Annotated in this window: 23 protein-coding genes; 18 read left to right on the top strand and 5 right to left on the bottom strand. The window is 48.1% G+C overall.

Annotation, left to right across the window (positions count from 1 at the left end; genetic code table 11):
* On the top strand, positions 1–1,200 hold the full coding sequence (locus ACJJIQ_RS11945) for a polysaccharide lyase (protein ID WP_445364718.1): 1,200 nt from the start codon (positions 1–3) through the stop codon (positions 1,198–1,200).
* A gap of 52 nt (positions 1,201–1,252) precedes the next feature.
* Here ACJJIQ_RS11945 and ACJJIQ_RS11940 read toward each other — a convergent pair whose 3' ends face one another.
* Together ACJJIQ_RS11940 and ACJJIQ_RS11935 are read right to left on the bottom strand one after the other, a co-directional pair.
* A complete protein-coding gene (locus ACJJIQ_RS11940; RefSeq protein ID WP_445362153.1) occupies positions 1,253–2,194 on the bottom strand; it encodes an IS1595 family transposase in 942 nt (313 codons plus the stop codon).
* A gap of 84 nt (positions 2,195–2,278) precedes the next feature.
* Positions 2,279–3,049, bottom strand: a complete 771-nt coding sequence (locus ACJJIQ_RS11935; protein ID WP_445364717.1) for a pseudouridine synthase — start codon at positions 3,047–3,049, stop codon at positions 2,279–2,281.
* A gap of 390 nt (positions 3,050–3,439) precedes the next feature.
* Between ACJJIQ_RS11935 and ACJJIQ_RS11930 the strand changes: the two genes are divergently transcribed.
* On the top strand, positions 3,440–4,648 hold the full coding sequence (locus tag ACJJIQ_RS11930; RefSeq protein WP_445364716.1) for an RtcB family protein: 1,209 nt from the start codon (positions 3,440–3,442) through the stop codon (positions 4,646–4,648).
* Between the two features lie 79 nt (positions 4,649–4,727).
* Positions 4,728–4,916, top strand: a complete 189-nt coding sequence (locus ACJJIQ_RS11925; protein WP_413665191.1) for a hypothetical protein — start codon at positions 4,728–4,730, stop codon at positions 4,914–4,916.
* Between the two features lie 21 nt (positions 4,917–4,937).
* Here ACJJIQ_RS11925 and ACJJIQ_RS11920 read toward each other — a convergent pair whose 3' ends face one another.
* Entirely contained in the window at positions 4,938–5,327 is a 390-nt protein-coding gene (locus ACJJIQ_RS11920; RefSeq protein WP_445364715.1) for a YchJ family protein, read from the bottom strand.
* Between the two features lie 152 nt (positions 5,328–5,479).
* Between ACJJIQ_RS11920 and ACJJIQ_RS11915 the strand changes: the two genes are divergently transcribed.
* The 7 genes from ACJJIQ_RS11915 (at position 5,480) to ACJJIQ_RS11885 (ending at position 16,741) form a co-directional block, all read left to right on the top strand.
* Positions 5,480–6,007, top strand: coding sequence for a TetR/AcrR family transcriptional regulator (locus tag ACJJIQ_RS11915; protein ID WP_282933409.1), 528 nt, complete (start codon positions 5,480–5,482; stop codon positions 6,005–6,007).
* Between the two features lie 38 nt (positions 6,008–6,045).
* Complete coding sequence (locus ACJJIQ_RS11910) at positions 6,046–7,110, top strand: efflux RND transporter periplasmic adaptor subunit (RefSeq protein ID WP_413665192.1); 1,065 nt, start codon at positions 6,046–6,048, stop codon at positions 7,108–7,110.
* Positions 7,111–7,153: 43 nt separating this feature from the next.
* Complete coding sequence (locus tag ACJJIQ_RS11905; protein ID WP_445364714.1) at positions 7,154–10,261, top strand: efflux RND transporter permease subunit; 3,108 nt, start codon at positions 7,154–7,156, stop codon at positions 10,259–10,261.
* Between the two features lie 296 nt (positions 10,262–10,557).
* Positions 10,558–12,759: a hypothetical protein gene (locus tag ACJJIQ_RS11900; RefSeq protein ID WP_445364713.1), complete on the top strand. Its 2,202-nt coding sequence runs from the start codon at positions 10,558–10,560 to the stop codon at positions 12,757–12,759.
* Between the two features lie 239 nt (positions 12,760–12,998).
* Positions 12,999–13,550: a GmrSD restriction endonuclease domain-containing protein gene (locus ACJJIQ_RS11895; RefSeq protein WP_445364712.1), complete on the top strand. Its 552-nt coding sequence runs from the start codon at positions 12,999–13,001 to the stop codon at positions 13,548–13,550.
* Positions 13,551–13,627: 77 nt separating this feature from the next.
* A complete protein-coding gene (locus ACJJIQ_RS11890) occupies positions 13,628–16,354 on the top strand; it encodes a DEAD/DEAH box helicase (RefSeq protein WP_445364711.1) in 2,727 nt (908 codons plus the stop codon).
* Positions 16,355–16,438: 84 nt separating this feature from the next.
* Positions 16,439–16,741 (top strand): hypothetical protein, encoded by a 303-nt coding sequence (locus tag ACJJIQ_RS11885; RefSeq protein WP_282933402.1) that lies wholly within the window; start codon positions 16,439–16,441, stop codon positions 16,739–16,741.
* Between the two features lie 123 nt (positions 16,742–16,864).
* Here ACJJIQ_RS11885 and ACJJIQ_RS11880 read toward each other — a convergent pair whose 3' ends face one another.
* A complete protein-coding gene (locus tag ACJJIQ_RS11880) occupies positions 16,865–17,179 on the bottom strand; it encodes a DUF6471 domain-containing protein (protein ID WP_108732688.1) in 315 nt (104 codons plus the stop codon).
* A gap of 148 nt (positions 17,180–17,327) precedes the next feature.
* Between ACJJIQ_RS11880 and ACJJIQ_RS11875 the strand changes: the two genes are divergently transcribed.
* The 7 genes from ACJJIQ_RS11875 to ACJJIQ_RS11845 are packed head-to-tail and all read left to right on the top strand — an operon-like array spanning position 17,328 to position 22,365.
* On the top strand, positions 17,328–17,732 hold the full coding sequence (locus ACJJIQ_RS11875; RefSeq protein ID WP_108732689.1) for a DUF2170 family protein: 405 nt from the start codon (positions 17,328–17,330) through the stop codon (positions 17,730–17,732).
* On the top strand, positions 17,729–18,424 hold the full coding sequence (locus tag ACJJIQ_RS11870) for a PspA/IM30 family protein (protein ID WP_282933401.1): 696 nt from the start codon (positions 17,729–17,731) through the stop codon (positions 18,422–18,424). Before ACJJIQ_RS11875 ends, ACJJIQ_RS11870 begins: the two co-directional genes overlap by 4 nt.
* 4 nt (positions 18,425–18,428) lie before the next feature.
* Complete coding sequence (locus ACJJIQ_RS11865) at positions 18,429–19,499, top strand: potassium channel family protein (RefSeq protein WP_445364710.1); 1,071 nt, start codon at positions 18,429–18,431, stop codon at positions 19,497–19,499.
* Positions 19,484–20,137: a YjfK family protein gene (locus ACJJIQ_RS11860; RefSeq protein WP_413665198.1), complete on the top strand. Its 654-nt coding sequence runs from the start codon at positions 19,484–19,486 to the stop codon at positions 20,135–20,137. The genes ACJJIQ_RS11865 and ACJJIQ_RS11860 overlap by 16 nt, the downstream gene beginning before the upstream one ends.
* A 14-nt stretch (positions 20,138–20,151) precedes the next feature.
* Complete coding sequence (locus ACJJIQ_RS11855; RefSeq protein ID WP_282933398.1) at positions 20,152–20,568, top strand: DUF350 domain-containing protein; 417 nt, start codon at positions 20,152–20,154, stop codon at positions 20,566–20,568.
* A gap of 12 nt (positions 20,569–20,580) precedes the next feature.
* Positions 20,581–21,195 (top strand): DUF1190 domain-containing protein, encoded by a 615-nt coding sequence (locus ACJJIQ_RS11850; RefSeq protein WP_282933397.1) that lies wholly within the window; start codon positions 20,581–20,583, stop codon positions 21,193–21,195.
* A 3-nt stretch (positions 21,196–21,198) separates the two neighbouring features.
* Positions 21,199–22,365, top strand: coding sequence for a glutathionylspermidine synthase family protein (locus ACJJIQ_RS11845; RefSeq protein WP_445364709.1), 1,167 nt, complete (start codon positions 21,199–21,201; stop codon positions 22,363–22,365).
* Between the two features lie 56 nt (positions 22,366–22,421).
* Here ACJJIQ_RS11845 and ACJJIQ_RS11840 read toward each other — a convergent pair whose 3' ends face one another.
* The gene (locus tag ACJJIQ_RS11840) at positions 22,422–23,054 is read right to left on the bottom strand and encodes an acyloxyacyl hydrolase (RefSeq protein ID WP_282933394.1); all 633 of its coding nucleotides are present in this window, start codon (positions 23,052–23,054) and stop codon (positions 22,422–22,424) included.
* A 776-nt stretch (positions 23,055–23,830) separates the two neighbouring features.
* Between ACJJIQ_RS11840 and ACJJIQ_RS11835 the strand changes: the two genes are divergently transcribed.
* Positions 23,831–25,282 (top strand): lytic polysaccharide monooxygenase, encoded by a 1,452-nt coding sequence (locus tag ACJJIQ_RS11835; protein WP_445364708.1) that lies wholly within the window; start codon positions 23,831–23,833, stop codon positions 25,280–25,282.
* Positions 25,283–25,734 lie beyond the last annotated feature (452 nt).

The raw sequence follows: 25,734 nt of genomic DNA, 5'->3' as shown, positions 1-25,734 counted from the left end.
TTGGTTGTTTCTGGGTGGGCGTGTCAGAAAGGAGTATTCAAGTCAGTTTCTGTTGGTCTTTATCTAGGTGGAGACAGTAGAAGCGGGTTTCCATTAAAAGTTTCCAGAGCTGATCAGAAGTCGTCAAAGGGAATTGCCAATATATGTGATACCCAGGGCGTTCCCCATGGATTCAAGTTTTATTTGAATTATGAGGAAATGAAAAAGTTTGTAAGAAAGAAGATCTATGTACATGGGTTCTCATCAAATCAAGGCAGATTCAGAGCAATTTCAAATTCTGGTAGATATCGGGTTGGGATTCCCTATATGAAATATACCGATATTACCTTGTTGCGAAGAACTTTTGATTTGCAACCACTGGCTACGTTTGATGATCAGCATTTAAATTTAATTCCAATGCCCGGTGATGGCTATGCTCTGGAAGCTCAGTATATTCCTTATGAAAAGGGTTCGGAGAGAATTAGTACATCAACCCAATTAGCCAAATCTGTTTCATCGGCAACTCTCGCTTACGATGTGAAGTTTCATCGGAACTTCGAATTTGTTAAGGGCGGTAAGCTACACGGCCTTGCTGGTGGGGGACAGGCTTCAGGATGCGTACCTATTGATCCGAAGAGTTGGAGTGTGCGGGTTAAGTTTGGTGCGGAGGGTAGGGTCGGGCTCTATACCTATCATCAGGATAGAGTCGCTCGGTGTGGAGATGGGTATCAAGGGAATGACAGCTTTAGATTTGAGCGGGATACCTGGTATCGGATTGAGTTGTTTGTGCAATTAAATAGCAGTGCAAATAATGCTGACGGATATATCGAGCTATTTATAAATGGCAAAAAAATTGTAGAGGAACAAGGGTTGCGGCTGACTGGTAGTGATAGGGTAGCTATTGATAAATTTCAGTTCAGTACTTTTCATGGCGGTAGTTCAGCTTTGTGGTCACCCTCCAAAAAAGTCTATGCCTACTTTGACAATATTTCAGTGAAGCAAGGGAGAAAGATATATGGCCTTAAGGGGGCTGTATGCGAAAATGAGAAAGCTGGAATATACAGTGGGTCGGGAGCTTGCTGTTCCAGCTCGTGTGGGGCCTGTGGCGGCCCTGGGTGCAGCCAATTAAATGGCGGAAGCTCAGCCTGCTGTACATCGGAAATTATTAATTCAGCGCCATTGTGCTCCTATCCTGGGCAGGTCGCCCCATGCACTATGTAAGGCTTGAGGGTTTCTGAGTAACTCAGGGGCTTTATAATTTCCTAATTACCACTTATGCTAAGCCAATTTTTAGCAACCTTTCTGGCATCGGTGGTGTCCGAAGAGAGACGTAAATCAATCTTGGAATGAGTGCCGACAAATCAAACCTCCGATTAAAGCGATATTGAAATTCTGCCAAATAGCGCTGTGCATATTTCGGCCTAATAGCATGGTAAGTGCTACGTAGCGCACTCTTTAAATTACCAAGTACTGTATTTACCCAATAGAACTCAGGCTCTTCAACAGAAGCTCGGCCACCACCACAAACAATTTTGTCATGTACACAACCGGCCTCCTTAATGGCATTGAAGCATGGAAGACCATCTGAGATGACTGTGCTGCCACTGCAAAGGTACTTTTTACTCCAGGTTGAAATTTCACTGCTTTTGAAGCCCTTGATAATTGAGAGCTTAATACGGGTTGGGCGTCCCTCCTTGGTTGTTTCAACGGCCGCCACAAAGGGAGTTTTACCCTTGGCTCCGCGCCCGGGCTTGCATCCAGTACGCTCACCACCGAGATAGGCATCATCTAGTTCAATAAAACCGGACAGTTTGTATCGTTGGTCTCGCTCCATCATCACTTGCATGAGTTTCTGCTTCATACGCCATGCTGCGTTGTAAGAGATACCTAGATGTCGAGATAGCTCCATAGAGGAAATGCCCTTCTTATCCTGAGTAATCAGGAAAATACCGAGAAACCAGGTGGTGAGGGGGAGCTTCGTGGAGTCAAAAATTGTACGAGAGGTAATCGATGTCTGACGCCGACAATGGTTACATTGCTTAAGCTTGCGATAAGCGAGGTCGCAATGCTTGTCATGCCCGCAGTGAGGACAACTAAAGCCATTGGGCCAACGCCACTGCGACAGTGCATCGAAGCACTGTTCCTCGCTGCCGTACATTTTGAGGAATTGGGTCAAACTAATACCCTTCTGAAACTGTACCTTGTTGCGAGCCATGGCGTATTCCCTTGCAGATCAACGAGATAGCTGTATTTATATACAGTTACGCATAACTTAGCAAGAGTGGTAATTAGGTATAATTTAAGGTTGCCATTTAAATCGCTGAATTAATTGCAAGAAACTTCCCTGTATTTCGCATTGTATTTTCAGCTGAGAACCGCTCACCGGATGTTCAAGCTTGAGCTCAGATGCATGCAAAAGCAGTCGAGAGCACTCGAGCCTGTTGGCAAAGAAACGATTATGGGTTGACTTTCCATATTTCGGGCAGCCAATTAGAGGGTGGTGGATATGCTTGAAATGCCTTCTTATTTGATGGCGCCGCCCTGTTTTCAATTGGATTTCTACTAGGGAATACCGGCTGGTCGGGTAGCGGTCAACCTCATAAGGTAACTCAATAGTCTCCAAGCGTCGGTACAGCGTAACAGCCTGCTGACGTGGCAGATCCGTTTTAGGTCGCTTCCTCTGGTGTTTGAAGTCGGCAACGGGGGGGAGGGCATAGTCAATGACACCTTCTTCCGGGCTATATCCTCTACATACAGCAATATATTTTTTTGATGATAAATCACTTTCCAACTGCTGCTGTACCTGCGCAGCAATCTCGCTGCTTTTCGCAAAAATAATAACACCGGAGGTAGGCTTATCCAGTCGATGTACTGGATAAAGAAAGTTACCACATAGGTCCCTCAAATATTGCAAAAGTACACGCTTTTCATGGCGGTCTATTTCTGATCTGTGAACAAGCCATCCCTCTGGTTTGTAAGCGGCAAGTAAGTAGTCGTCTTCAAAGAGAATGGTAGGTTCTTGAGTGGTCATTTTGGGGGCGTGGCGACTGGACTGTAATTTCGGTAACACGATTTTATGGCATAGCGAGCCCTCATGCTATGTTGAAAAGTAAAAGTTGGTTAGTGAATTCAGGGTAGAATTTTTATCGATAGACAAAAAACAGGCTTGACATGGTACCAAATGAGAATAAACTGCACCTAAATTCCATTGCTGATCTAGTTTCAAGATTGGCATTCTAATTGGCAGTATTTTTGAAGTGGATCGCACCACTAAGGAGCCGTGAAATGCGAAATGTAGATATCAAGAGTTTATTTGTTTAATCGCTTTTCACGCACTTGAGCTTGGAAAGTGATATTGCTTTCCAAGCCAGACCTTCCAAAAGCCCTGGTAAATGCCGGGGCTTTTTTGTTTTAGCTTGGATTGCCGTTTCAGTTAAGTGGATTAATCCAGGAATAAAATATGCCTGTAAAAACAGTGTTAAATCGAAATGCACCGCCTGGCACGGTACCGGTAAAAATCTATACCGATGATATTGAGCCCCAGGCAATGCAACAGTTAAAGAATATTGCCCAGCTTCCTATTGTGCACTCCCATGTTGCTGCTATGCCGGATGTGCATTTGGGAAAGGGGGCAACGGTAGGATCGGTGATCCCAACGGTAAGTGCGATAATTCCGGCTGCCGTTGGGGTGGATATTGGTTGTGGAATGAATGCGGTGCGAACTTCGCTACAAGCCCATCAGCTGCCAGACAATCTGAAAGCACTGCGGGACGCCATTGAGGTGAAAGTGCCGGTTGGTCAGGGACGACATAAACTGATCAGCGCCAGGGAATCTGCCTGCAAACTTTTAGCTCCCGGTGTGGATAGATTGTTTTCAAAGCATCCAGGGCTACTGAAGAAACTGCATCAGCCACAAAAAACCTGGGTGACCCAAATGGGTACATTAGGGGGTGGCAATCACTTTATCGAAGTTTGTATTGATGAGAGTGGTGCTGTCTGGGTGATGTTGCATTCGGGGAGTCGAGGGATTGGCAATGCTATTGGTCAGCATTTTATCCAGTTGGCCCGACGGGATATGGCTGGGCATATGCACAATCTTCCGGATAAGGATCTGGCCTATTTCTCAGAAGGCTGCCAGAATTTTGACGATTATATTGAGGCGGTTAATTGGGCGCAGGAATATGCGCGCTGGAACAGGCAGGAAATGATGAAGCTTGTGCTTGGATGCCTGAAGGTCAGCTTACCAAAGTTTACTTTGACCACAGAGGCAATTAACTGTCACCATAATTATGTTGTTCGCGAGCGCCATTTTGATAGAGATGTATTCGTGACTCGCAAAGGGGCTATTAGTGCTCAGAGAGATCAACTGGGAATTATTCCCGGCTCTATGGGGGCTAAGTCATTTATCGTGCGTGGGCTTGGCAATAAGGAATCTTTTTATTCCTGTGCACACGGAGCTGGTCGAAAAATGAGTCGTACAGCGGCTCGCCAGCGTTTTACCAGAAAGGACTTGGAAGATCAGACCCGAGGTGTGCAATGCCGTAAAGATAAGGGCGTTCTGGATGAGATTCCTGCTGCTTATAAGGATATTGACCAGGTGATGGAGAACCAGTCCGATCTTGTGGAAGTGGTGCACACGCTACGCCAGGTAATTTGTATCAAGGGGTAAATATGGAGGTATCAATACAAGTTTTGAGTGAGAAGATATTTGGAAGAGTGGATCTACTAAAAGTAAAAGGTGAAGTTTTATGAAAAAGAAAGAAAAAATTCGTAGTTATGTTGCGCGTAATCCGCTAATGAGAAAGGGCGGTGCCCACGTAAAGGCAAAATCTTCGGGGCGTTTCGCTAGCAAGCAGAAGCTACGTAAAGAGGTGCGGGAGTGCGACTCCCGCCCCCAGGCTTTTGCTGCTATTTTTTCTTTGATATCGCCTCTTTAGCTAGCCGTGTTTTCTGCTAGCCTATTTCCCATCAGGCCAGTTGGGTAGAGCTTCCAAATATACCCAGCGCTTCTTAAATAACTTAAATAGTGAAATTTCGTGAATCAGGTGTTCTTGGTCATTTTCTGTATACCAAGCCTTAAATTCCACAATCGATTTTTTTAGTCCCGCCTTACTCTTAATAACTTCCAATTTTGTCCACTGGGTTTCAATATCCTCAGCTTGCAGTTCTGGGCAGGTGTCGGGATGCCAGGTTTTTTTCAGGTACCGAAAATTTCCGGTTGCAAAGGCCGTATAGCGACTGCGCATAACCGCTTCTGCATTATTGGGGTAAGCCTTTCCCGACAAATAGAGTCCGCAGCAGGTATCAAGGGGCTTGCCCGATCCACAGGGGCAGTACCGATCCGTCATAAATCATCTCTCCAGCGTGAACTTAACGCTCTCGTAACACTTTTTAACCATGTTTTCTGGTGAGGGAGCGTAGCATAGCTTGACCTTTGAAATGTTGCCGCTAAGATACCGACCAACCGGTTGGTTTTGATTGGTGATGCCCAGGAGGTCATGTGTCGAGAGTCGACAAAGCTGCCATTGTCCGAGCAGCAGAAGAAGTAGTCCGGGATCGAGGGGCGCGCAAGTTGACCCTGGATGCGGTGGCTGCACAGTGCGGGCTCAGCAAGGGCGGTTTGATTCATCATTTTCGAACTAAGCAGTCACTCCTGAAGGCGATGCTGGAGGCGGCAATAGCTCGTGAAGATGACAGTGTTGCCACTTTTGTGTCCTCCGGGGACAGCTTGTTGGTGTCGCGCTTGAAGAGCATTTTTGAATTGATGGAGGACGACAAGGGGCTGCCTCGCTCACTGATCGCCGCCGTGGCCGAAGACCCCATGTTGCTGGGACCGGTAAAAGACAAAGAGGAGCAGCAGCGTCGCGATATCTGCGATGCGTATCGTGACCCGGAAATGGCGGAACTGCTAATCCTGGCGGCCCAGGGCATGTTCCTGGGTCGCGTACTCGGTGTGGTTGAGTCTGAAGACCCGATTATTGAACGTTTACAGGGACGTCTGCTGGCGCTCTCTGCCGACCTGAACTAAAGGTCAGCCCCAGTTAATACAGTTTGTGGATGATGAATATGAATATATCGCCAAGATCGCGTTTCTCATTGGCCGTTTTGATCGCAGCAGTTGCAGTTCTGGCAGGATGCTCCGAATCGAAGACGGAGCAGGCGCAGGCAGAGCACGTCTGGCCCGTGAAAGTAGCTACCGTTGCCAGTAATAACCAGGTCAAAGATCGACAGTTTGCCGGTCGTGTTAAGGCAGTGCAGAGTGTCGATCTATCTTTCCAGGTCGGTGGGAAGCTGGACAAGCTCACAATTCGCGAAGGTGAAATTATTCCAAAGGGAACCCTGATAGCAGAGCTTGATCAGCGGGATTACCTGCGCAGGGTAAAAGAAGCCCGATTAAATGTAGAGTTGCTGGAAAAAACCCTCAATCGTCAGCGCTCTCTGGCAGGGTCAAAAGTTATTTCACAGCAGCAGCTGGATGAAACGAAAAGTAACTTTGACTTGGCTAAAGTGACCCTGGAACGTGCTGAGCAGGACCTGGCTTATACCCAGCTAAGGGTTCCTTTCGATGCTTTGGCAACTCGCCAGCTGGTAGAGAATTACACCAACGTCCAGGCCGGCCAGGCAATTGTCCGTTTGCAGAATATTTCTGAGGTTCGAATTCAAATCTCCGTGCCTGAAAAGCTGTTGGCCACGGTTAATGAAGAGCAAGTCAACTCCATGACCGCCGAATTTGAATTTTTGCCGGGCAAGGAGTTCCCACTTACTTACCGTGAGCACCAGGCTGAGGCAGACAGCGTTACCCAGACTTACGTTGTCGAGTTTGGAATGCCCCGCCCCGAAAATGTACAGATCCTTCCCGGCATGACCGCTCGCGTTAGTGTGAAGTTGAATAAAGCGAGTGGTGACCTGTGGGTTCCCCTTTCGGCAGTGCAGACTGGCCCGGAAGGTAAGCCCTATGTTTGGCAAATTAATGCAGACCAATCTGTTTCCAAAGCTTCCGTGACCCTTGGGCGTACTGATGGTGAGTCGGTACAGATTAAGGATGGCATTAGCCCTGCTATGAAACTGGTTGCTACCGGCGGCCAGCACCTTTATGACGGTGCAAAAGTACGCAATTACGCACAGCACTAATTAGTGTGTTAGCTCTGGCCCTGTTAACAGTAGGGAAAATGTTGTGAAGATTTCTGACATATTTATAGAAAAGCCAGTTTATAGCTGGCTGTTGATGCTGATTTGCTTAATCGGTGGTCTTTGGGGGCTTTCAGATATTGGTCGCCTCGAAGATCCTGCGTTTACGATCAAGGAAGCCCGTGTTTACACCTTCTACCCAGGTGCCAGCGCCCAGCGTGTAGAAGAGGAGGTCACCGAAAAGCTTGAGGTGGCCATCCAACAAATGGGACAGCTGGACAAGGTCTCTTCCACCTCAAGTCCGGGAATGTCTGAAATTCGGGTGGAAATCAAAGATCAGTATGCCTCGCAGGAACTTGCCCAGGTTTGGGATGAATTGCGGCGCAAGGTTAATGATGCTCAAAGTGACCTGCCCAGCGGTGCTTTACCCTCCATTGTGAATGATGACTTTGGTGAGGTTTACGGTATTTATTATGCGATTACCGGAGAAGGGTTTTCGCTGACTGAAATGCGTGAAATTACCAAAGCGATTCGCCGGGAGTTACTGGGAGTTGAGGGGGTTGCCAAGGTTTCCCGTTCAGGCATTATCGACGAAGTGGCTTACCTGGATATTGATGAATCCCGCCTGGCCCAGTTTGGTTTTTCCCTGGATGACTTAGCGCAGGTACTGCAATCTGAAAGTTCGACCCAGAAAGTCGGCGAGATTGGAGGTCAGGATTTACGTACCCGTATACTGGTTGATAATCCTGCGAGTGACCTGGAATCCATTCGTAATATTCTCGTCGGCGTACCCGGTTCAACCGCGATGCTGGCCGTCCGTGATATCGCCGATATTTCTCTCGGCTACGATGAGAGCCCCAGCTTTATTGCCCGATTTGATGGTAAGCAGGCCATTCTGCTGGGTGTGGCCGGTGCGGAAAATACCAATATCGTGAACGTTGGCAAGGCGGTAGAGGCCAGGCTGGAGCAGATTAAACAGGCGTTGCCTCTGGGTGTAGAAATCCATCCTATTTACGAGCAGCATCAGGTAGTAGAGGAGAGTGTTGACGGTTTCCTCTTTAACCTGGTTTCCTCTGTCGTGATCGTTACTCTAGTACTTTGTGTATTTATGGGCTGGCGATCAGGTGTTGTGGTTGGCACTGTCCTCGGTTTGACCGTTTTGGGCACCGTGTTAATCATGAACCTGTTTGGCTTGAATTTGCAGCGGATCTCTCTCGGTGCCCTGATTATCGCCATGGGTATGTTGGTTGATAATGCCATTGTGGTTGCCGAAGGGATGCTGATGGGGGTTCAGAGAAAAGAAGAGCCTAAGAGTGCTGCCAGGCGCGTAGTCCGCCAGACTTTCTGGCCACTGCTGGGTGCGACCATTATCGGTATTATGGCGTTCTCCGGTATCGGTCTGTCCGATGATGCTACTGGCGAATTCCTTTTCTCCCTGTTTGCGGTAATTGGTATCTCCCTGTTACTCAGCTGGATACTGGCGATTACTATTACCCCTTACTTGGGCTATCACCTGTTTAAGCCGGGTAAGCAAGCCGACTCGGAAGATCCTTACGATGGCCGCTTCTACAATATGTACTCCGGTGCTCTATCAGGAGCTTTGAAGCGCAGGGGCCTGACCATTGCAGTACTTATTGTGGTGACTCTGGTCAGCTACTTTGCTTTCGGGTTTGTGAAGCAGGGGTTCTTCCCCAATTCAAATGCTCCACTTTTTTATGTTAACTATTTCATGCCTCAGGGCAGTGATATTAATCGTACTGATAAGGCGCTTCAGGAAGCGACTGCATTCTTCCAGGAACAGGATGAAGTTGTCTCCGTGACAGCAGTAGCTGGTCGCGGAGCCGATCGCTTTATGCTGACCTATGCTCCCGAGCCACCCAATGCGTCTTATGGCCAGTTGATTGTTCGCACTGAAAACCGGGAGCAAATCCCCCAGTTGATTGAGAGCGCCAAGGCGAAGTTGCGTGTAGCGCAGCCGGAAGCATTGATTACTTTCAAGCGCCTGGTGTTTGGTCCCGGTGGCGGATCGGATGTTGAAGTGCGTATTTCAGGTCCGGATTACCAGACACTGCGTACCTTGGCAGTCAGTGTAGAACAGCAGTTCCGTGACAAAGGACTTGAAGATATTCGTCACAACTGGCGCAGCAGAGAGCCTACTCTGCACGCACATCTGGATGATGAGCGGGCGCGAGTTGCCGGGGTTACCAATGCTGATGTCAGCCGTATGATTCAGTTTGCCACTGCGGGTTACACCGTTGGCGACTTTGAAAGCGGTGACCGTATTATCCCTATTGTTGCCCGTATGCCAGAGGGAGATCGCAATCAGGTGGGTTCACTGGAAGACCGCTTGGTGTGGAGCCCCAATGAGCAGGGATATATTCCGGCAGGACAGTTGATTACTGATTTCGAGTTAACCGCTGATGAAGGATTGATCCAAAGACGCAACAGGGTGCCAACTATTACCATCAGTGCGGATGCGCCTGAAGGTGTTACGGCAATGGCAGCCTTTGGCCGTATACGTCCCTGGGTTGAAGAAATGAAGTTGCCACCTGGCTTCAAGGTTGAATTCGGTGGTGAGTACGAAAGTTCTACCGATGCGCAGAAGTCGTTAGGTAAAGGTTTACCCTTGGGCTTCCTGATTATGATCCTGGTGTCGATACTGCTGTTCGGTACTGTTCGGGAGCCGGTGATTATCTGGCTGGTTGTTCCTATGTGTCTCGTCGGTGTTGTTGTCGGGTTGTTGGCGACGGGATTACCATTTGGATTTATGTCTCTTCTCGGTGTCCTCAGCTTGTCTGGTATGTTGATTAAAAATGCCGTGGTATTGGTGGATGAGATTGAGGTTCAGACCCATGCGGGCCTACCGAGGTTGACAGCTATCCAGCGGGCCAGCGTTAGCCGTTTGCGTCCGGTATTCCTTGCCGCTGTCACTACTATTTTAGGAATGTCCCCGCTTCTGTTCGACGCTTTCTTTGCAGATATGGCGGTGACAATTATGGGTGGGCTTGGATTTGCTACGGTGTTGACACTGATTGCAATCCCTGTGTTCTATGCGGTATTCCACAAAGTGAGACCCAACGAAGTAATCGGCGGGGAGACTGAAACCAAAGAGAAACGCAAAGAGGCGGTTATTAGCGAACCTGTATCCGTTTAAAGCATGCTAGCCCTAATTTGGGGCTGATTTCAGAGTCCCGTGCCAAGTTACTATTCGCTTGGTACGGGATTTTTTTTGTCTTCGTTTTTCATCCATAAATTATGGGGTTGTTTTCTGAGGGGGAACTTTCCATTGAAATATATGAAGAGCTTTACGTAGGAAATTAAATTTATTGAACTAAATTTTTCTTCGTCTGTAATCAAACCTTATTAAGCCTGTCATTTAGCACAACTACTCTATGCCGCCTTTATAACTGGAACTGCCTTCGGGTGGGGAATCAACGCATTGGAGTGGCAATGAAAAATCATAAATTTTTCAAAAGAGCAGCGTTAGCTATCGCTATACCGGCAATTTTGGCCGGTTGCAGTGACGATAATGATGATCCGGTAGTGGTAACTCCAGATCCGGAAGTGCCAGAGGAAGTCAGTCTATTTGAATCAGTTGCTGGTTCTGAGGCTGCTGCGCATATTGGTCCTTCAACAATGCAGGTACCGCATGTTGTCGCCACAGCTGAAAACGTCAAGGTAATTAATCTGCTCAGCAATGGTTATCTCCCTACAGATTACTCCAGTGAAAATGTTCCCCAACAGGATATGCTTCCTATATTCGAAGAGCACCCGAGTCTTGATGCTGCGGATACGGATGGCCTTTATGTATTGTCTGGAGAACCCGATGGTTTGGGGTATCTGGATAATGACGACGATACATTTACCTTGTTTATGAATCAGGAACACTACAACTTTGTTGGCGGTGATGGGGTGGTGCTGGAGAACTCAAATCGCAGCCTCCGATCGACAGGCACCTTCATTTCAAAGTGGGTAATCAATAAAACCACCGGGGAAATTGAGGGTGGTGAGGACCTGATTAAAGGTGTTTATGCCTGGCGGCGTACCCTGTATGACACGGATGGTGAGGTTGCTGAATCTCCAGGATATACCTACGTAACACAAATGAAACCCTATTTTGATGCGGATGGGGACCTTGTGAATACGGGAGCATTCGAACGTTTCTGCTCCGCAACTCTGCCAGCTGAAACTGCTTTCTATAATGCGGAAAGCGGCAAAGGTACCCAGGTGCGGATGTTCTTGACCGGCGAAGAGAGTGACGGTGGCGAGAGCCTCAAAACTTATTACGATGGTTTGGTTGAGAAGCGTGGTTATGAAGGCCTTCGATTTGATGCTTTTGGTAGCATCAGTGGTGAGGCGAAAGCCAAGAGTGAGATCGAGTCTGTCTACGAGTACGACAAATCGGAAATTTATATCGGTCGCGGTATCGCTGTTTTGACAACCGGAGACAATGCTGGTGATGCTTATGAATTGCCACTACTTGGTAAATCTCGCTTTGAGAATATCGTACCCAACTATAAAGCACAGGATAAAACCATACTGCTGTCTGTCGATGATGAACGGCCTCGGGGTGATGAAGATGATGCTTATCGCAATGGAGGTTTTCTCACAGTCTATGTTGGTGAAAAAACCAATGAAGGCAGTGAAATTGATAAGGCTGGCTTGACCAATGGTGAGCTGTATGCGGTTCGGGTTTTGGATAGCGATGGCGCGCCGGTGGTTGATTTTAGTGATAGTGACAATCGAGCGCTGTTTGGCGATAGCGAATTGATGTTTGAGTTGGTACAACTTTCCAGCCAGGATACCGACGGAGATGGGAAGCCAGAAGATATTCGCGATATGAGCCAGGAGGCCTTCCGTATTCATACCACTGGAATGGAGGTCTCCCAGTGGCGTTCTCCGGAAGATGGTGATTGGGACCCATTGGATCCCAATAGCTTTTATTTTGGAGCCAAGTACGGTGTATACCAGCTTGAGTTTGCGGATATCACCAATCCAACAGATGGTGGAATCATCAAGAGAGTAGTGAGTAGCAAATCCGATGGCGATATAACTGACAACTATGAGAATTTCGACAATATGGCAGCGGTTGCTGGTGTCGATAATAAGACTCGCCTGGTGTTGCAATTTGATAAATCTAATTATTACTCACCAATCTACGTTCTCGACCCTGAAACCGGAGAGATGATTCGTGTTGCCGAATTTAACCCGGAAATTATTGGCGATAGTGAAGACGAGCTCGATCTGAAGATCGAGAAACAGCTGGCAAGTGGAGAATTGGAAGCTGAGCCTACTGACGAGGAATACCAAGCACTGCTGGAAGAGCATGTGGAGAGTAAGCCCTACCGTCAATACTACTCACAATCTTCCAAGGTTCGCAGTGGGCTGGATGATACCGGGATAGAGGCTGCGCTCTCTACCGATGCTGAAGCATCCGGGGTTATTTATGTGGGCGATATTCTGGGTGATGGTTGGTTCTTGAGTTCAACCCAGTTTCACTATGATTTTGAAGGTCGAGTGGATAGTTACCTGAATTCCTTTAATGTGCGTGACCAAAAAAATGGTCCCTCTACACAATTGATTCAGGAAATGATGGCCGGAGGACAGTTGCACGCAATCTATATCCCTCAAGCGGTAGGGCTGGACAAGTAGCAAAATCTATCATTGATAAATTATGCCCTGTCAAGCGTTAATCAGGCAGGGCATTTTTATTAGGTGTAAAAAAATTGATCGAAATATCCTGCTCTTGATTACTCTTGCTATAGCCCTATTTTTTCATTTGGGGTGTTTTGTATAACGTTTGAACCATTTCTTATTGATTTGAACCGCCGCATACAATTGGTACACACTTTCTTGTAACCTAGCGCTCTGGTTTGATTGGTAGTTGATGTATGAGCGTTCGGTCAGTTTCTAAGCTTTTTTCCATTGCTGTAGTTTTCTCCTTCAGTTTTTCCGCTTTTGCAGCGTCCTATGATCGGGCGGAGTGGCTGCCCAAGTGGTCTGATTCCGATCGGGATTGTCAGGATACCCGCCATGAGTTGTTAATTCGCTATTCACTATCCCCGGTAACCTATACCCGCTCCAATCACTGCAAAGTAGACACCGGTTTGTGGCTGGACCCATACACGGGTGGCTTCTTTGTAAAAGCCTCAGATCTTGATGTAGAACATATTGTGCCGCTGAAGTGGGCACACGATCACGGGGGAGCCGATTGGACGCGCAAGCGAAAGCAGCGGTTTGCTGAGGACATCGAGAATTTATGGCTGGTTGATGACGGTCGCAACCAAAGTAAAGGCCACAAAGGGCCGGACAAGTGGATGCCGCCCTATGGACCGGTCAAGCAAGTTTACCTTAAGCGGTTTTTGGCAATCGTAGATAAGTATGGCCTTCAGCTGAGTGCGGGCGAGCGCCGCAAATATCAATCGCTAATGGCGGATGGCTGAGGACAAGTAATCTCTGGGGGGTATAACAAGGTTCCGGCATCCGTTAGAATTTTGTTGTCCTCCAGGAGTTATTTGAAATGCAGCACAACCCCAAGAAGTTAATCGAATACTTTCGACGCTGCTATCAAGCTGACAGTTACGACCTCTCTCTCAACAATATTCTAAATCTCAAATCGAATCGGCGTCTGTTCTTAGATGAGCGGGACTATTTGGGGGCTGATGAATTACCACGTGTACCTGTCTCCGCTACGGCGGGAGCAAAACTGCTGGAACAAGTGGATGCTTACCGAAAGGAGCGGCGGCTGATTTATGGTTGCCTGTTTATTTGTGGTAACTACGCTCTCCAATCTGGACTAAGTGCAAAGCGCAAGCTCTGTGCACCACTACTTTATTTTCCCGCCAAGCTACATTTTGATGAGGATTATTTTGTAGAGATCAACCCTGCAAACATTCACGTTAATCTCCCTGTTTTGCGTCAACTGCTTAAACCTGATGTTGAGTCCTCAATAACAGATAGTTTCCCGGTGCTTGCTTCGCCGCTGTCCTCGACACAGCTAGCTGACGTCGGTCGCTGGCTAACCCATTACACTATTTTGGAAAATGTGGAGGAATTGGGGCGCTGGCCTAACTTGAGTGTAAAGGCAGCTGTTGAAAGTGCATCGAAGGGGGCTCAGTTGTCCTTGGTCTCGGCGGGTGCGGTAATTCTTGCGGATAGATCGAGGGGCTCTCGTGGAGTACTGCACGAATTACAACTTTTAGGTAGGGAAAAAAAATTATCTTCTCCGTTACAGGCATTACTGGGAGAGTGCCACTGGGAAACGGCACAGAAAGCGTGTGAGCCGGATATGCTGCCGGGTCTGTTGAGTGGGGCACAGGAGAGGGCACTGGAAAATGCGGCTCGCTTTCCTCTTAGCCTGGTTTCAGGTCCGCCCGGTACGGGAAAGAGTTTTACGATCGCCGCTATGGTTCTTGATCGAGTGCTGCATGGTGAAAGTGTTTTGGTGGTATCGAAGAACCAGCAAGCATTGGATGTGGTGCGGGATAAGTTGCGAGATGAGTACGGGCTGACTCAGGGGTATGTACATCGAGAGGAGCGGGGTTTTATCCCCAGCTTAAAAGCTCATCTGGATAGGCTGCTGAAAGAGGGGGTGGAACTTCCAGAGAGAAAGCCTGCCCAGGTGAAGAGGGAACTGAAGAGGGCTTATCGAGCCTTGAGGGGCTTGGAGAAGCGCTTCTCCAAAGAGCTGGGATTGGCGCGCGCTGTTAGTGTAGGTCGGTTTGCTCAGTGGGTAGCACGACATGCCTGGAGCTTCTTTGCAAATCGATTGAGTGTTAAAAGTCTGTGGCAATCACAAGGTGCGATTGATGATTGTCGGCGCAACTTTGAAAGCCTGGCAAGTCAGTATTTGAATACTTATCGCCGCGATACATTGCACAGACTGCTGGAGAAAAATCGGGGTACCCTGAGCCAATTCAATCAAGCCTTGCGATCTCGAACTTCAAAAGTACAGGCGGAGCGCTTTGCCCAAACTGATATGCGGGTGGTAATGCAGGCGTTCCCCATATGGCTGGTGGAGGCAGATGAACTCAATGAAGTGCTGCCATTATCGCCCGCCATGTTCGATTTGGTGGTCTTTGATGAGGCAACCCAGTGTGATATTGCGAGTTCACTGCCGGCTCTGTTTCGAGCTGAGCGGGCAGTGATTGTCGGTGACAGCAAACAACTGCGGCATGTTTCATTTCTTTCCCGCAAGCGGCAGCAAAGTATCTGGCAGGGAGTGATAAAAGAGGCCGGGGTGCCGCCAAAACTGAGCTACAGGGATCAATCACTTTTGGATTTGGCTTCAGACGTGATCCCAACTCAACAAGCTGTTGTGATGCTGGATGAGCACTTTCGCAGCCATCCAGAGCTTATCGCATTCAGTAACTATGCTTTTTACTCCGGCCGCTTGAAAGTTATGAGGGCCAGGCCCAAACCATTAGCGGACTCGGCGCTAGAATTTTATCAACTGCCAGGGCGCCGGAGGAAAAATGGGAGAAACACCGTAGAGCGCGACTGGGTTATTGCGAAATTGAAAGCGCATTTCGAGCGCTATGCCGATGCTGCAATTCGGCCGTCGGTCGGTGTTTTGTCTCCCTATCGGGATCAGGCTGATTATTTGGCAGGGGAGTTGATTAAGGTCTTCTCCTCGCAGAAGTTACAGAGTTTTTCTGTGCGCGTTGCCACGCCCTATGGTTTTCAAGGAGAGGAGCGAGATTTAATGCTTATCTCCATGGCTATTGATAGTCAATCGTTGCGGGCAGCCAGCTATTTAAACCGGGCGGATGTGTTTAATGTCGCAATTACCAGGGCAAAAGAAAAGCAGTTGGTTGCGTTGTCGATTGAGCCCCAAACTCTCCCTTCGGATCATCTCTTGCGTCAATATGTTGAGTTTCCACACTTCGTTGGCAGTCATTTACAGGGTGATGAAATCGTATGTCGTTTTGCGAGTGAAGTTAGCCATTTATTAACCCAGCACGAAATTCCCCATTGGGTAGGCTTTCCTGTGGCTGGGCAGATTGTAGATGTGGTTTGTGCTGTGAGCGGGCGTTTTATCGGTATTGACCTGATTGGGTATCCCGGCGACTACGAGTCTTACTTTAGTGTAAAGGTCTACAAGGCATTGTATCGGGCAGGCATTCCGGTTTTTCCCCTGCCGTATATTAACTGGCTAAAAGACCGGCAGGGCTGCATCGAGCAGTTATTGACGATTCTTAAGCAGGAAAAATTGATTGTATCTGAAGCTGCTATTCCTGACGGTTAGTGCCGCTGCCAGGGCTCAGAGATGAAAGTTACGCCGCAGCTGCTAGTCTTCAAGGAGGTTTGAGCAAAATTCCAGAGTAGATCTATGAAATCCTGGTTGCTGATTCTCTCCCTCTCGGTGGTTGCAATTGCCGGAGTGCAAGTTTCTTTGGCTGATCCCCAGCAGGTTCAAGGGGTGCGAAGTCCCACTTTAAGTTTCTGCCAGGCGCGGTTCTATGAGGAAGAGGATGGACGCCTCTACTGTAACTGGGCAGTCAATTTCAGGTATGCCTGCTTTGTTTGGTGGCCAACGAATAAGATTATTCCTGCGGGGGCTAAGCTTTCAGAGCCTGAGGTTGTCGGAAAGTGCGGTAATGGTGAGCCAGTCGTCAAATTGCATCACTACTAACTCACCTGTAAAGGAGCTGTGCAGGTGAGTCGTGGATACCCCGGTTCTTCAGTGGGTAAGCTTGATTACTGACGACGGAGTCAAAGTGTGATCGCGTGTACTGGTGTCCAAGGACGTGGCGTGTTAGCTTTTCTCCTGCTCGGCATAGAGTCCTCGATCTTGCAGCTCACGGGCCTGTTTGAGGATTTCAAGCATGGCGCTGTCCTCCACCGACATGGCATCGATGATGGCTGCCAGCAGATCTGCTGAAAACATGCACTTGCTGACTTTGCTGCGCAGGTTTTCCGGTGTCATTGAAATTCCTCTCTCGGCCAGTGCTTGGGCGAGATCTCCGTAACGCATGCCCTTTAGTGCCATTGATGCGCGCACATAGCGAGCAATTGCCTGCTTGTAAGGGGTTAGTGCTTGCTGGTTGCTCAGGCTTTGCTTGTGGTCCATGGGCTCTACTCCGTCCTATTCACTATCACCAATGTGGTAAATATTATCTTTGTGTGTATTATTTGCAACATTAGTTTGTAATAAGTTATTGACCGCAGATTTTTTGGTGCTATATTTGTGACCAATATTCCACAGTGAGGGAGTTGAGATGACCTGGAACAATGAGAACCTGCGCCAATTGGCGGAAAACCACTCCGGATGGGTGGTCGAATCTGAGGGGGATTGCCTCAGTATTTCCAACGATGAAGGCGTCGATGCGTTTGTCTATGTTGGCGAGAAGCAGATAGTTGTAGAGAGTATTCTGTTTCCCGTGAGCCAGGTAGATGATGTGGCAGCGCTCAATGAAATGGTTCTGCAAACACATCAGCTGGTGCCCCTGACAGCCATTGCGATCAAGAATATTGGTGGTGAGAACTACTACGTCGCTTTCGGTGCTCTGTCGGTGTCCAGCAAGGACGAAGTTGTTATCGAGGAGGTTGAGACCCTGTTTTCCAATGTGGGTGACTTCCTGGATTTATTTGCTGATCATTTTGAAACGGAGGGTGTAGCATGAGCCTTAAGAGAATCTGGACTGCTTTGAAAGGCGCAGTTAACGAAGGAACAGAAGCAGTAGCGGATAGCCAATCGATTCGTATTCTTGACCAAGAATTGCGCGAGGCGAAGGAAGAATTGAAAGCTTGCGATGAAAACCTGACCAAAATCATGGCGAAGCGCAAACTTACTGAGAGTAAAGTCCAAGCGCTGCAAGCCGACGTTGAAACCTATAGCACTCACGCAATCAACGCGAGTGAAAAGGGCGATAACGAACTCGCTCTTGAGTGTGCAGAGCGTGTTACCGAGCTGGAAAGCCAGCTGGAAACTGAGCGCAGCATCCTGGATGGATTCCTGAGTTCAGAGAGCACCCTGAAAGGTAATATTACCCAGGCAAAAACCAATGTGCGCCGTATGGAGCAGCAGATTGACCAGATCAAAGCGACTGAGTCTGTTCAAAAAGCGCAGGTAGCGGTTTCTTCCCGCCATATGGGTGCGAACAGCAAGATCAAAACAGCGCTGGACAGCCTGGATCGCATCAAAAACAAGCAGGAGCAGCGTGCTGCTGAGCTTGAAGCTGCGGAAGAGCTGGCCTCAGAGGAAACCGGTTCCAGCCTGGATGCCAAGCTGAAAGCGGCGGGCATCAAGCCCGGCGGCCAGAAAAGTGGCAGCGATAAGTTGGCTCAACTGTTAGCGGGCCGCGAAAAGGCTTAACACAGTGCTGCTTTATCGAGTGCGACGCCTTCTGGCGTCGCTTTTCATTCGGGCCAATGTAACCACCATTCTCATAGCTGTAGGCAGCTATGTTTTCATCTCCTATTGGCTGCTCAAAATTGCCGGTGAAGCTGATATTGTCGCGGGCGAGAATTTCTTTTACTGGTTGGTCGTTACCGCATCGACAGTAGGTTACGGCGATTTCTCCCCGGTAACCCCTGAGGGTAAAGTCGTGGTTGCCGCTTGGGTGATCCCAGTGGGCCTCAGCCTGTTTGCCATGGTGGTCACAAGAATTGGCTTTGCGGTTTCAGAATTTGTGCATCGCGGCAAGAAGGGCTTGCGTATGACAAACCATATTGATCACACAGTAATTATCGGCTGGAACGGTACCAGAACGCTCCGCTTGATTGAGTTGCTACTCTCCAAAACAAACGGTAGCGCAGCAGAGATTGTCCTCTGTGTTGAAGCCGATATCGAAAATCCGATGCCGGGTAAGATTGATTTTGTCCGGGTGGAATCGTTTTCCCACGGGGAAAGTATGCAGAGGGCAGGGTTGGCCGATGCCGCTCGAATCATTATCGACAACCCTCTGGATGATGTAACCCTTACAACCGCCTTATTCTGCGATAAGCTCAGCCCGAACAGCCATAAAACGGCTTATTTCCAAGATGAAAATGTGGGTGAATTGCTCCGTGCCCACTGTCCCAATATCGAATGTATTCCCTCTGTTGCTGTAGAGATGTTGGCAAAATCCTCGCTTGACCCCGGTTCCGCAAGGTTGCACCGACAGTTGCTCGATAGCACTTACGGCATGACCCAATACAGTGTTGAATATCGGGGTGAGAATCCTCTTCCTGTCGGTGAATTATTTGACCATTTTAAGCGGGATCTCTCCGCGACCTTAATTGCGATACGTAGAAAGGGCGTGGTTAAAATTGACGTGAACCCGGGGCTTACCGATCAGGTCACCGAGGGCGACATGCTGTATTATATCTCTGCAAAGCGGCTCGATGAAAAAAGCTGTTTCGATATAAAAAGTAATGAAGAAGGTGTTGGTACATGTTTACCAAACTGATAAACAAAATAAAAGGAAAGGACGCTCCAAAGGTCAAGACTCCAGAAATTATGGGCTTGCGAATGGGGGCGAGCTTTGAGCTGGACCCTTTGGCCATTCGTCTGATACTCGATGAACTGACCATTGAATCCTGCTCACCGACCCAGATTATTAAAGCAGCTGGTGTTGTCGAACTAGATGGTACCTGGATTTATCGCTTTTACACTGACGATGATGCCTGGCTGCAAGTGATTGCTGAGGGCGGTCAGCGGGATGAGCATGTTGTCGATGTAAAGCTGTTCCATTTTTACGACACACTGGATGTCGGTTCGGAGCAGGCTTGGAATAAATTGTTAAAGAGTGATATTGGCGCACCCAGTTATCACCTTCAGGATCGCTCTTATAGCCGTGTATGGACCGCAGCAGGGGATTACCACAACCCAGTGCATATGGCCGAGAAGACTTACGATGAAGATGGTGATTATTCAGTAACGGATCAATTTACCATGCTTTTCGAACGCGAACTGTCTGATCAGCAAACTGAATCCCTTTTTCTCTCAGCTGAAGAGAAAGAAGAGGATGCAGGCTACTTAAGCCGCAGCCTGGTGATTAGCACCGGCATTACTCTGACCCCCTCACAAATAACAATACACGGATAATAAGGAGATATTTAATGGACCAGCCTTATGATTTACTGACTGGTATCTTGCATTTTGCGGCCTACTTTGGCCTGTCGCTGGTACTTTTGATTGCGTTTAAATTTTTATATGCTCTGGTGACCCCTCACGATGAGTGGAAGTTGATCCGCGAAGATAAGAATACGGCTGCCGCCATTGGTTTTGGTGGTGCTGTTTTGGGTTTTGCAATTGCCGTTGGCGGTGCAGCCAGTAACTCTATTTCTATTGTTGATTTCGCCATCTGGGCCCTGGTTGCATTGATAGCCCAGTTAATTGCTTTTGCCATTATCCGCTTTGGGTTTATGCCGCGTATTGTTGAGCGCATCGAAGATGGAGAGGTGAGTGCCGGTGTTATGTTGGCTGCAACTACAATCGCTGTTGGCGTATTGAATGCGGCTTGCATGAGCTACTAATTGGGGGTGGTAATGAAGCGTACCAAGAATATTAACCTGGCAAGGATGCGCAAGGGCGGTGGATCCAATTTTTTACTGCGCCCACTTGCCTTAGGTGTGGCGGCCGCCCTGGTCGGCTGCTCCTCAGATGAGGAAGTTAAAGTTGTCTCTTCAGTAGATGACTGTGTGGCCAATACCCAGCTGGACGAAGCTCAATGTGAAGCAGCTTATCAGCGCGCGGTTGAGGAAGCGGAGCGCACCGGGCCCAAGTATTCCCGTCTCTCTCAGTGTGAGGCTGAGTTCGGTAGCTGCCAAGAGACCAGTAGCGGCGTCTGGATGCCTCTGATGGCGGGCTTTATGGTTGGCTCCATGCTCAATGACAGGGATCGCCACTATAACTATGGCTACTACAACCCGGTCTACCGCTATTCAGGTTCCCGTTACCGCGACAAGCTGATGACAGCTGACGGCGGCATCATTGGCGATTATGGCCGTTCATCTTATAAGGTGGATAAAAGCGCTACGGCGCCTAAGCCTAAAGTTACCAAAACTGTTTCCCGTGGAGGCTTTGGTGCAGTGGCATCGGCCAAATCCAACTGGGGAGGGGGGCGCTCCAGCAGTGGTGGTTCGCGCGGCTGGGGAGGTTGATTTGTGCTGAGGTTGCCGATTGGTGAGCGCCCGCGTTGGCAAGAGCGAGCGCAGGAGTTTGGGTTTCACTTCCATACCATGTATGGCGAACCCTACTGGGATGAAAGCGCCTACTATCAATTCTCTTTGGAGCAGATAGAAAAGCACATTGAAGGTCCCACTGAAGAAATTCACCAGATGTGCCTGGATGTCGTTGCCCGAGTGCTTGAAGATGAGGAATTGCTGAGGCGGTTCTGTATACCCGAGCAGCACTGGGACTTTGTGCGAACATCCTGGCGTAACGGCGACCCCAGTCTTTATTCTCGCCTGGACTTTGCCTATTCCGGACAGGGGCCGGCAAAGCTCTATGAGAACAATGCTGATACTCCCACTTCTCTGTATGAAACCGGCTTCTGGCAGTGGTTGTGGCTGCAGGACAATGTCGATCGCAGGTCTCTGCCGCTGCAGTCTGATCAGTTCAATAGCCTGCAGGAAAAGCTGGTTAACCGCTTCCATGATTTACAATTCCTGACCCCGGGGCGGGAGTTGCATTTCGCCTGCTGTAAAGATACGGAAGAGGACCGGGGCACGGTTCAATATTTACAGGATTGTGCCTCCGAAGCGGGGATCAATAATCGTTTTGTCTTTATCGAAGATATTGGCCGGGATGAAGCGGGTCAGTTTACCGATTTGAATGATCAGGTAATTACCTGGATGTTTAAGCTGTACCCGTGGGAATTTATGCTCCGAGAGGAGTTCGGGACCCTGTTGGCAGGAAGTAATGTCCGTTGGTTGGAACCGCCCTGGAAGGCGATTATTTCCAATAAGGCGCTTCTGCCAATGTTGTGGAAGCTTTTTCCAGAACACCCGAATCTGCTTCCCTCTTTTTTTGAGGATGAGCTGGACAAGGCTGCGGATTTCCCGGAATTAGTTAAGAAGCCAATCTTTTCACGAGAAGGGGCGAATATTTCGGTAGTAAAAGGGGCGGATACCACTTTGCTGTCCGATGGCCCCTATGGGCAAGAAGGATTTATCTATCAGGCTCTGCATCCTCTCCCCAAGTTTGGAAAGAGCCATACCCTGGTGGGAAGCTGGCTCGTTGATGACCTGGCAGCGGGAATGTCCATCCGGGAAGATTCAAACCTGATTACCCAGGATATGAGCCGTTATCTGCCACATATCATCCTCTAGGCCCGCCAACGACTGCAGGCGCTGACATCAAGCCGGCGCCTGCTCAATCCTCTTCTTTAAAAGTTATAGTGCAGCCGCAGCTCAAAAAAATTCACTCCGGAATTTTCAGAACAGGTTCCCGCATTTGAGTAGTGCAGTGCGTAAGTTGTGACTCCCCAGCGGCGCTCACTCCCAAAGTCAGAGCCCAATCCAATTCGATCCTCAAACTGGAAATGACATCCCAGAGTTGTGTGATTTGTGTTTTTACTCACAATATTGGACTCAGTAATGTAACTGGCCCCCACGGAAAACTCGAAGTAGGGAAAGATAGGCTTGTCCCACTGGGGCAGGTACTCAAGCCTCCATACCGGGCTCACTGACATACCGTGAACTAAATCCTCTCCCCGTTTGGAGACGTCTGGATCGCCATCGTCCAGGCCGGATCGCCATTCAAAGTAACTGGTCTCCAGTCGCGTTTTGAGCGTCCATTTCTCAGCAAGAGACCACTGCCAGGGCAGGTCCTTGGATATGGCAAGGCGATATTGGGTGAGTTCATTGCGGCGATTGGAGAATCCCGGGCCGGCTCCAACAATTGCAGCCCACCGTTTATCCGGGTTTGTTGCCGTTTCAGCCAAAGACCAGGCTGGAAGCAAAAGAGAAGAAAATAACAGACACAGGCCGAGCCTGCGGATAATCAAGTACAACATCATCCCTGATCCTACCTTTCCTACTACGAATGGTGACTACAAGAAAATGATTGGTTAGGGAAACTCAAAATCATCCGGGTTCTTTTCCAGTGTAGACAGAGGTGAGCGAATATAGGTCTTTTATCCCAGTGGTAATTTACTCATGGGAATAATTTACTGGTCTCCAGTGGTATTTGTTGCCAGGAAAACACTTGCAGTGACAGTTTAAAAAAAGCGGTGACAGCGATAGTTCTCTGATATGTAAAGAGGTTTTTTCTCAGGATGAAATACGTGTTCGTAGGTTGGGGTAGCTGCCAATTCCCGCCCTACTAGCAACTTTTGCGGGTAGGTAATCTCGAGAAATTTATGGTTTTAAGGCAGTCAGGCTTATCTATTTTGAATTGTAATAGGGGGTTGTTCGTGAGAGAGGGTGTCATCTATTGATAATTAACGGGTGTGGGGACTTGTATTAAGTTAAAAATCGTCTGTGAAATTTCTCATCCTGTTAAAGGTTTGCCTGTTCTCTATTTTAGGAGTCGCTGTAGTTTTTCCGTCCTATTTTTTAATTGATTATTCTTTCTTGAAAAATAATACCCCTTAATATTATTTTTAAGGGAAAATGGTGCGCTGGTGATCTTCTGAAGTTTGTAAATTTATATCAATAATTGTCAGGAACCGTGCTGTTAAGTAGCGGTCCATAATTCTGTCGCCAACATTACACATCGAATATGTGTAATCAGGATAAGGACCTGGTTCAGCTGGGGAAGGAGGTTGGACGAAATTGAATAACAGGCATAGATATGATTTTACGAAAAACCAAACTAGCATCTGCAATTAAACTACCAGTATTAAATAGCGCCCTGATGGCAATAGCACTGGCCGGTATGAGTTCAAATGCACTTAGCCACGGCTATGTAGAGGCCGCTGATGGTGGTGTTGCATCCGCTCGTGGGACCTTGTGTAAATATGCTCTCGATACAGGAGAGATGAATGTTAACTGCGGTGCTGTTCAATGGGAACCGCAAAGCATTGAAGGGAATGAAGGTTTTCCTGAAAGTGGTCCTGCTGATGGGCAGATAGCCAGTGCAGGAGATAGCTCTTGGTCAGAATTAAATGAGCAATCCTCAGATCGCTGGGTTAAGAATTATATTAGCTCCGGTTGGCAAACTTTTAAATGGCGCTTTACGGCCAATCATGTAACCCGGGACTGGAAATATTACATTACCAAAGAAGGTTGGAATCCAAATGCGGTTTTGACCCGCGACCAATTTGATCTGGATCCATTCTGTGAGGTTGATGGCAACTATGAGCAGCCTGCGGTAAATACGACACACGAGTGTCAGGTGCCGGAGCGTGAAGGCTACCATGTAATTCTTGCTGTGTGGGATGTAGGTGATACGGTTAATGCCTTCTATAACGTTATCGATGTCGAGTTTGACGGTGATAATGTTGTCAATACTGACTGGAGTGTTGGGGGCACTATTAACCCAACTCAAGACCTGAATGTGGGCGATAAAGTTTACACTCGTGTATTTGATAGCTCCGGTGAGAACTCCTCATACTCTACTGTTCTGGAAATTGCCTCAGATGAACAGGGTATCGCTGAAAACTGGTCTCACGATCTGGCTGAGCTGATTAACCAGGAACAGAGCAGCATCCGCGCCGGTGATTATGATGGTAGCAGCAGCTTTGAGCCTCTATATGGCATCAACAGTATCTACTTGTTAGAAGGTAGCAGTTTAGAAAATGTTGAAATTGGATATGAGCTTATTCAAGATCAGGATGATGACTCTACCGATGACGACAATAATTCCGGTGATGATAACTCGGATAACAGTGGAGACAATGGCGATTCTGGAAATTCCGGCAATTCCAGCTGTGAAGCGTTTGTGCAGCAGTATGGCGGTGATCCAGGTTACTCGATTGGCGACGTAGTTATCTATGACAATGTTGCTTATGAATCTACACATGAGCCAAACTGGTGGTCGCCGAGTGCCGCGCCGCAATTCTGGAATGAAACTACCTGTGATGGCTCCGATAGTGGTTCAGACGATAGCTCTGATAGCAATAGTGGAGACGATAGCTCTGCAGTTTCCTGCCCTGAGTTCCAGCAGCCTTACGCGGGTGATAACGGTTACCAGGTTGGAGATAGAGTGACCTTCGGCGGCCAAGTTTATGTCTCAACCTATGGACCAAATTGGTGGTCTCCATCTGCTGCTCCGCAGTTTTGGGAAGAGAGCTCCTGTCAGTAACTAGCAAATTCAATCACCTACCTTTCGGTAGGTGATTGAACTGGGTTAAATCTAAGAGCATGGTTTTCTGAAGTCGGAAAGATTTATTAACCTATCTGGTGTATTACTTCTTGTGATACACCAATCTCGCTCTCTCCTGTTAGATGAACAGGCATATTTCTCCACTCCTAATCAGCTCTCTGCTCCTGGGTTGAGATAATCAAGCGTTGTTAGTGGATGGCTCCACGAACAATGATCAATCTCCATTTCTGCACTATGTCCGCTTTATTGGGTCAAAAATGGCTCAACAGTTAGCTTGCACGCCTGATGTTTTATCCCCATATCGGTATTTGCGATCGAATAATACCGTCTAGCTATGGAGCTATTAATAAGTAATAGCAATTGCTTTTTTAGGCTTGGTTATTTAAATGCTGGGTTATATCGTCTGTCATTCCAAGTAAAATTTAGTTGAA

The organism is Microbulbifer maximicatervae (SeqCode), from assembly GCF_052468295.1.
This window is presented reverse-complemented; position numbering and strand designations above follow the sequence as displayed.

Bases quoted from the DNA above. Each gene is read 5' to 3' on its own strand.
- ACJJIQ_RS11940 (WP_445362153.1), bottom strand. From the start codon at position 2,194: ATGGCTCGCAACAAGGTACAGTTTCAGAAGGGTATTAGTTTGACCCAA.
- ACJJIQ_RS11930 (WP_445364716.1), top strand. From the start codon at position 3,440: ATGCCTGTAAAAACAGTGTTAAATCGAAATGCACCGCCTGGCACGGTA.
- ACJJIQ_RS11925 (WP_413665191.1), top strand. From the start codon at position 4,728: ATGAAAAAGAAAGAAAAAATTCGTAGTTATGTTGCGCGTAATCCGCTA.
- ACJJIQ_RS11920 (WP_445364715.1), bottom strand. From the start codon at position 5,327: ATGACGGATCGGTACTGCCCCTGTGGATCGGGCAAGCCCCTTGATACC.
- ACJJIQ_RS11910 (WP_413665192.1), top strand. From the start codon at position 6,046: ATGAATATATCGCCAAGATCGCGTTTCTCATTGGCCGTTTTGATCGCA.
- ACJJIQ_RS11900 (WP_445364713.1), top strand. From the start codon at position 10,558: ATGAAAAATCATAAATTTTTCAAAAGAGCAGCGTTAGCTATCGCTATA.
- ACJJIQ_RS11895 (WP_445364712.1), top strand. From the start codon at position 12,999: ATGAGCGTTCGGTCAGTTTCTAAGCTTTTTTCCATTGCTGTAGTTTTC.
- ACJJIQ_RS11890 (WP_445364711.1), top strand. From the start codon at position 13,628: ATGCAGCACAACCCCAAGAAGTTAATCGAATACTTTCGACGCTGCTAT.
- ACJJIQ_RS11885 (WP_282933402.1), top strand. From the start codon at position 16,439: ATGAAATCCTGGTTGCTGATTCTCTCCCTCTCGGTGGTTGCAATTGCC.
- ACJJIQ_RS11880 (WP_108732688.1), bottom strand. From the start codon at position 17,179: ATGGACCACAAGCAAAGCCTGAGCAACCAGCAAGCACTAACCCCTTAC.
- ACJJIQ_RS11875 (WP_108732689.1), top strand. From the start codon at position 17,328: ATGACCTGGAACAATGAGAACCTGCGCCAATTGGCGGAAAACCACTCC.
- ACJJIQ_RS11870 (WP_282933401.1), top strand. From the start codon at position 17,729: ATGAGCCTTAAGAGAATCTGGACTGCTTTGAAAGGCGCAGTTAACGAA.
- ACJJIQ_RS11860 (WP_413665198.1), top strand. From the start codon at position 19,484: ATGTTTACCAAACTGATAAACAAAATAAAAGGAAAGGACGCTCCAAAG.
- ACJJIQ_RS11855 (WP_282933398.1), top strand. From the start codon at position 20,152: ATGGACCAGCCTTATGATTTACTGACTGGTATCTTGCATTTTGCGGCC.
- ACJJIQ_RS11850 (WP_282933397.1), top strand. From the start codon at position 20,581: ATGAAGCGTACCAAGAATATTAACCTGGCAAGGATGCGCAAGGGCGGT.
- ACJJIQ_RS11840 (WP_282933394.1), bottom strand. From the start codon at position 23,054: ATGATGTTGTACTTGATTATCCGCAGGCTCGGCCTGTGTCTGTTATTT.
- ACJJIQ_RS11835 (WP_445364708.1), top strand. From the start codon at position 23,831: ATGATTTTACGAAAAACCAAACTAGCATCTGCAATTAAACTACCAGTA.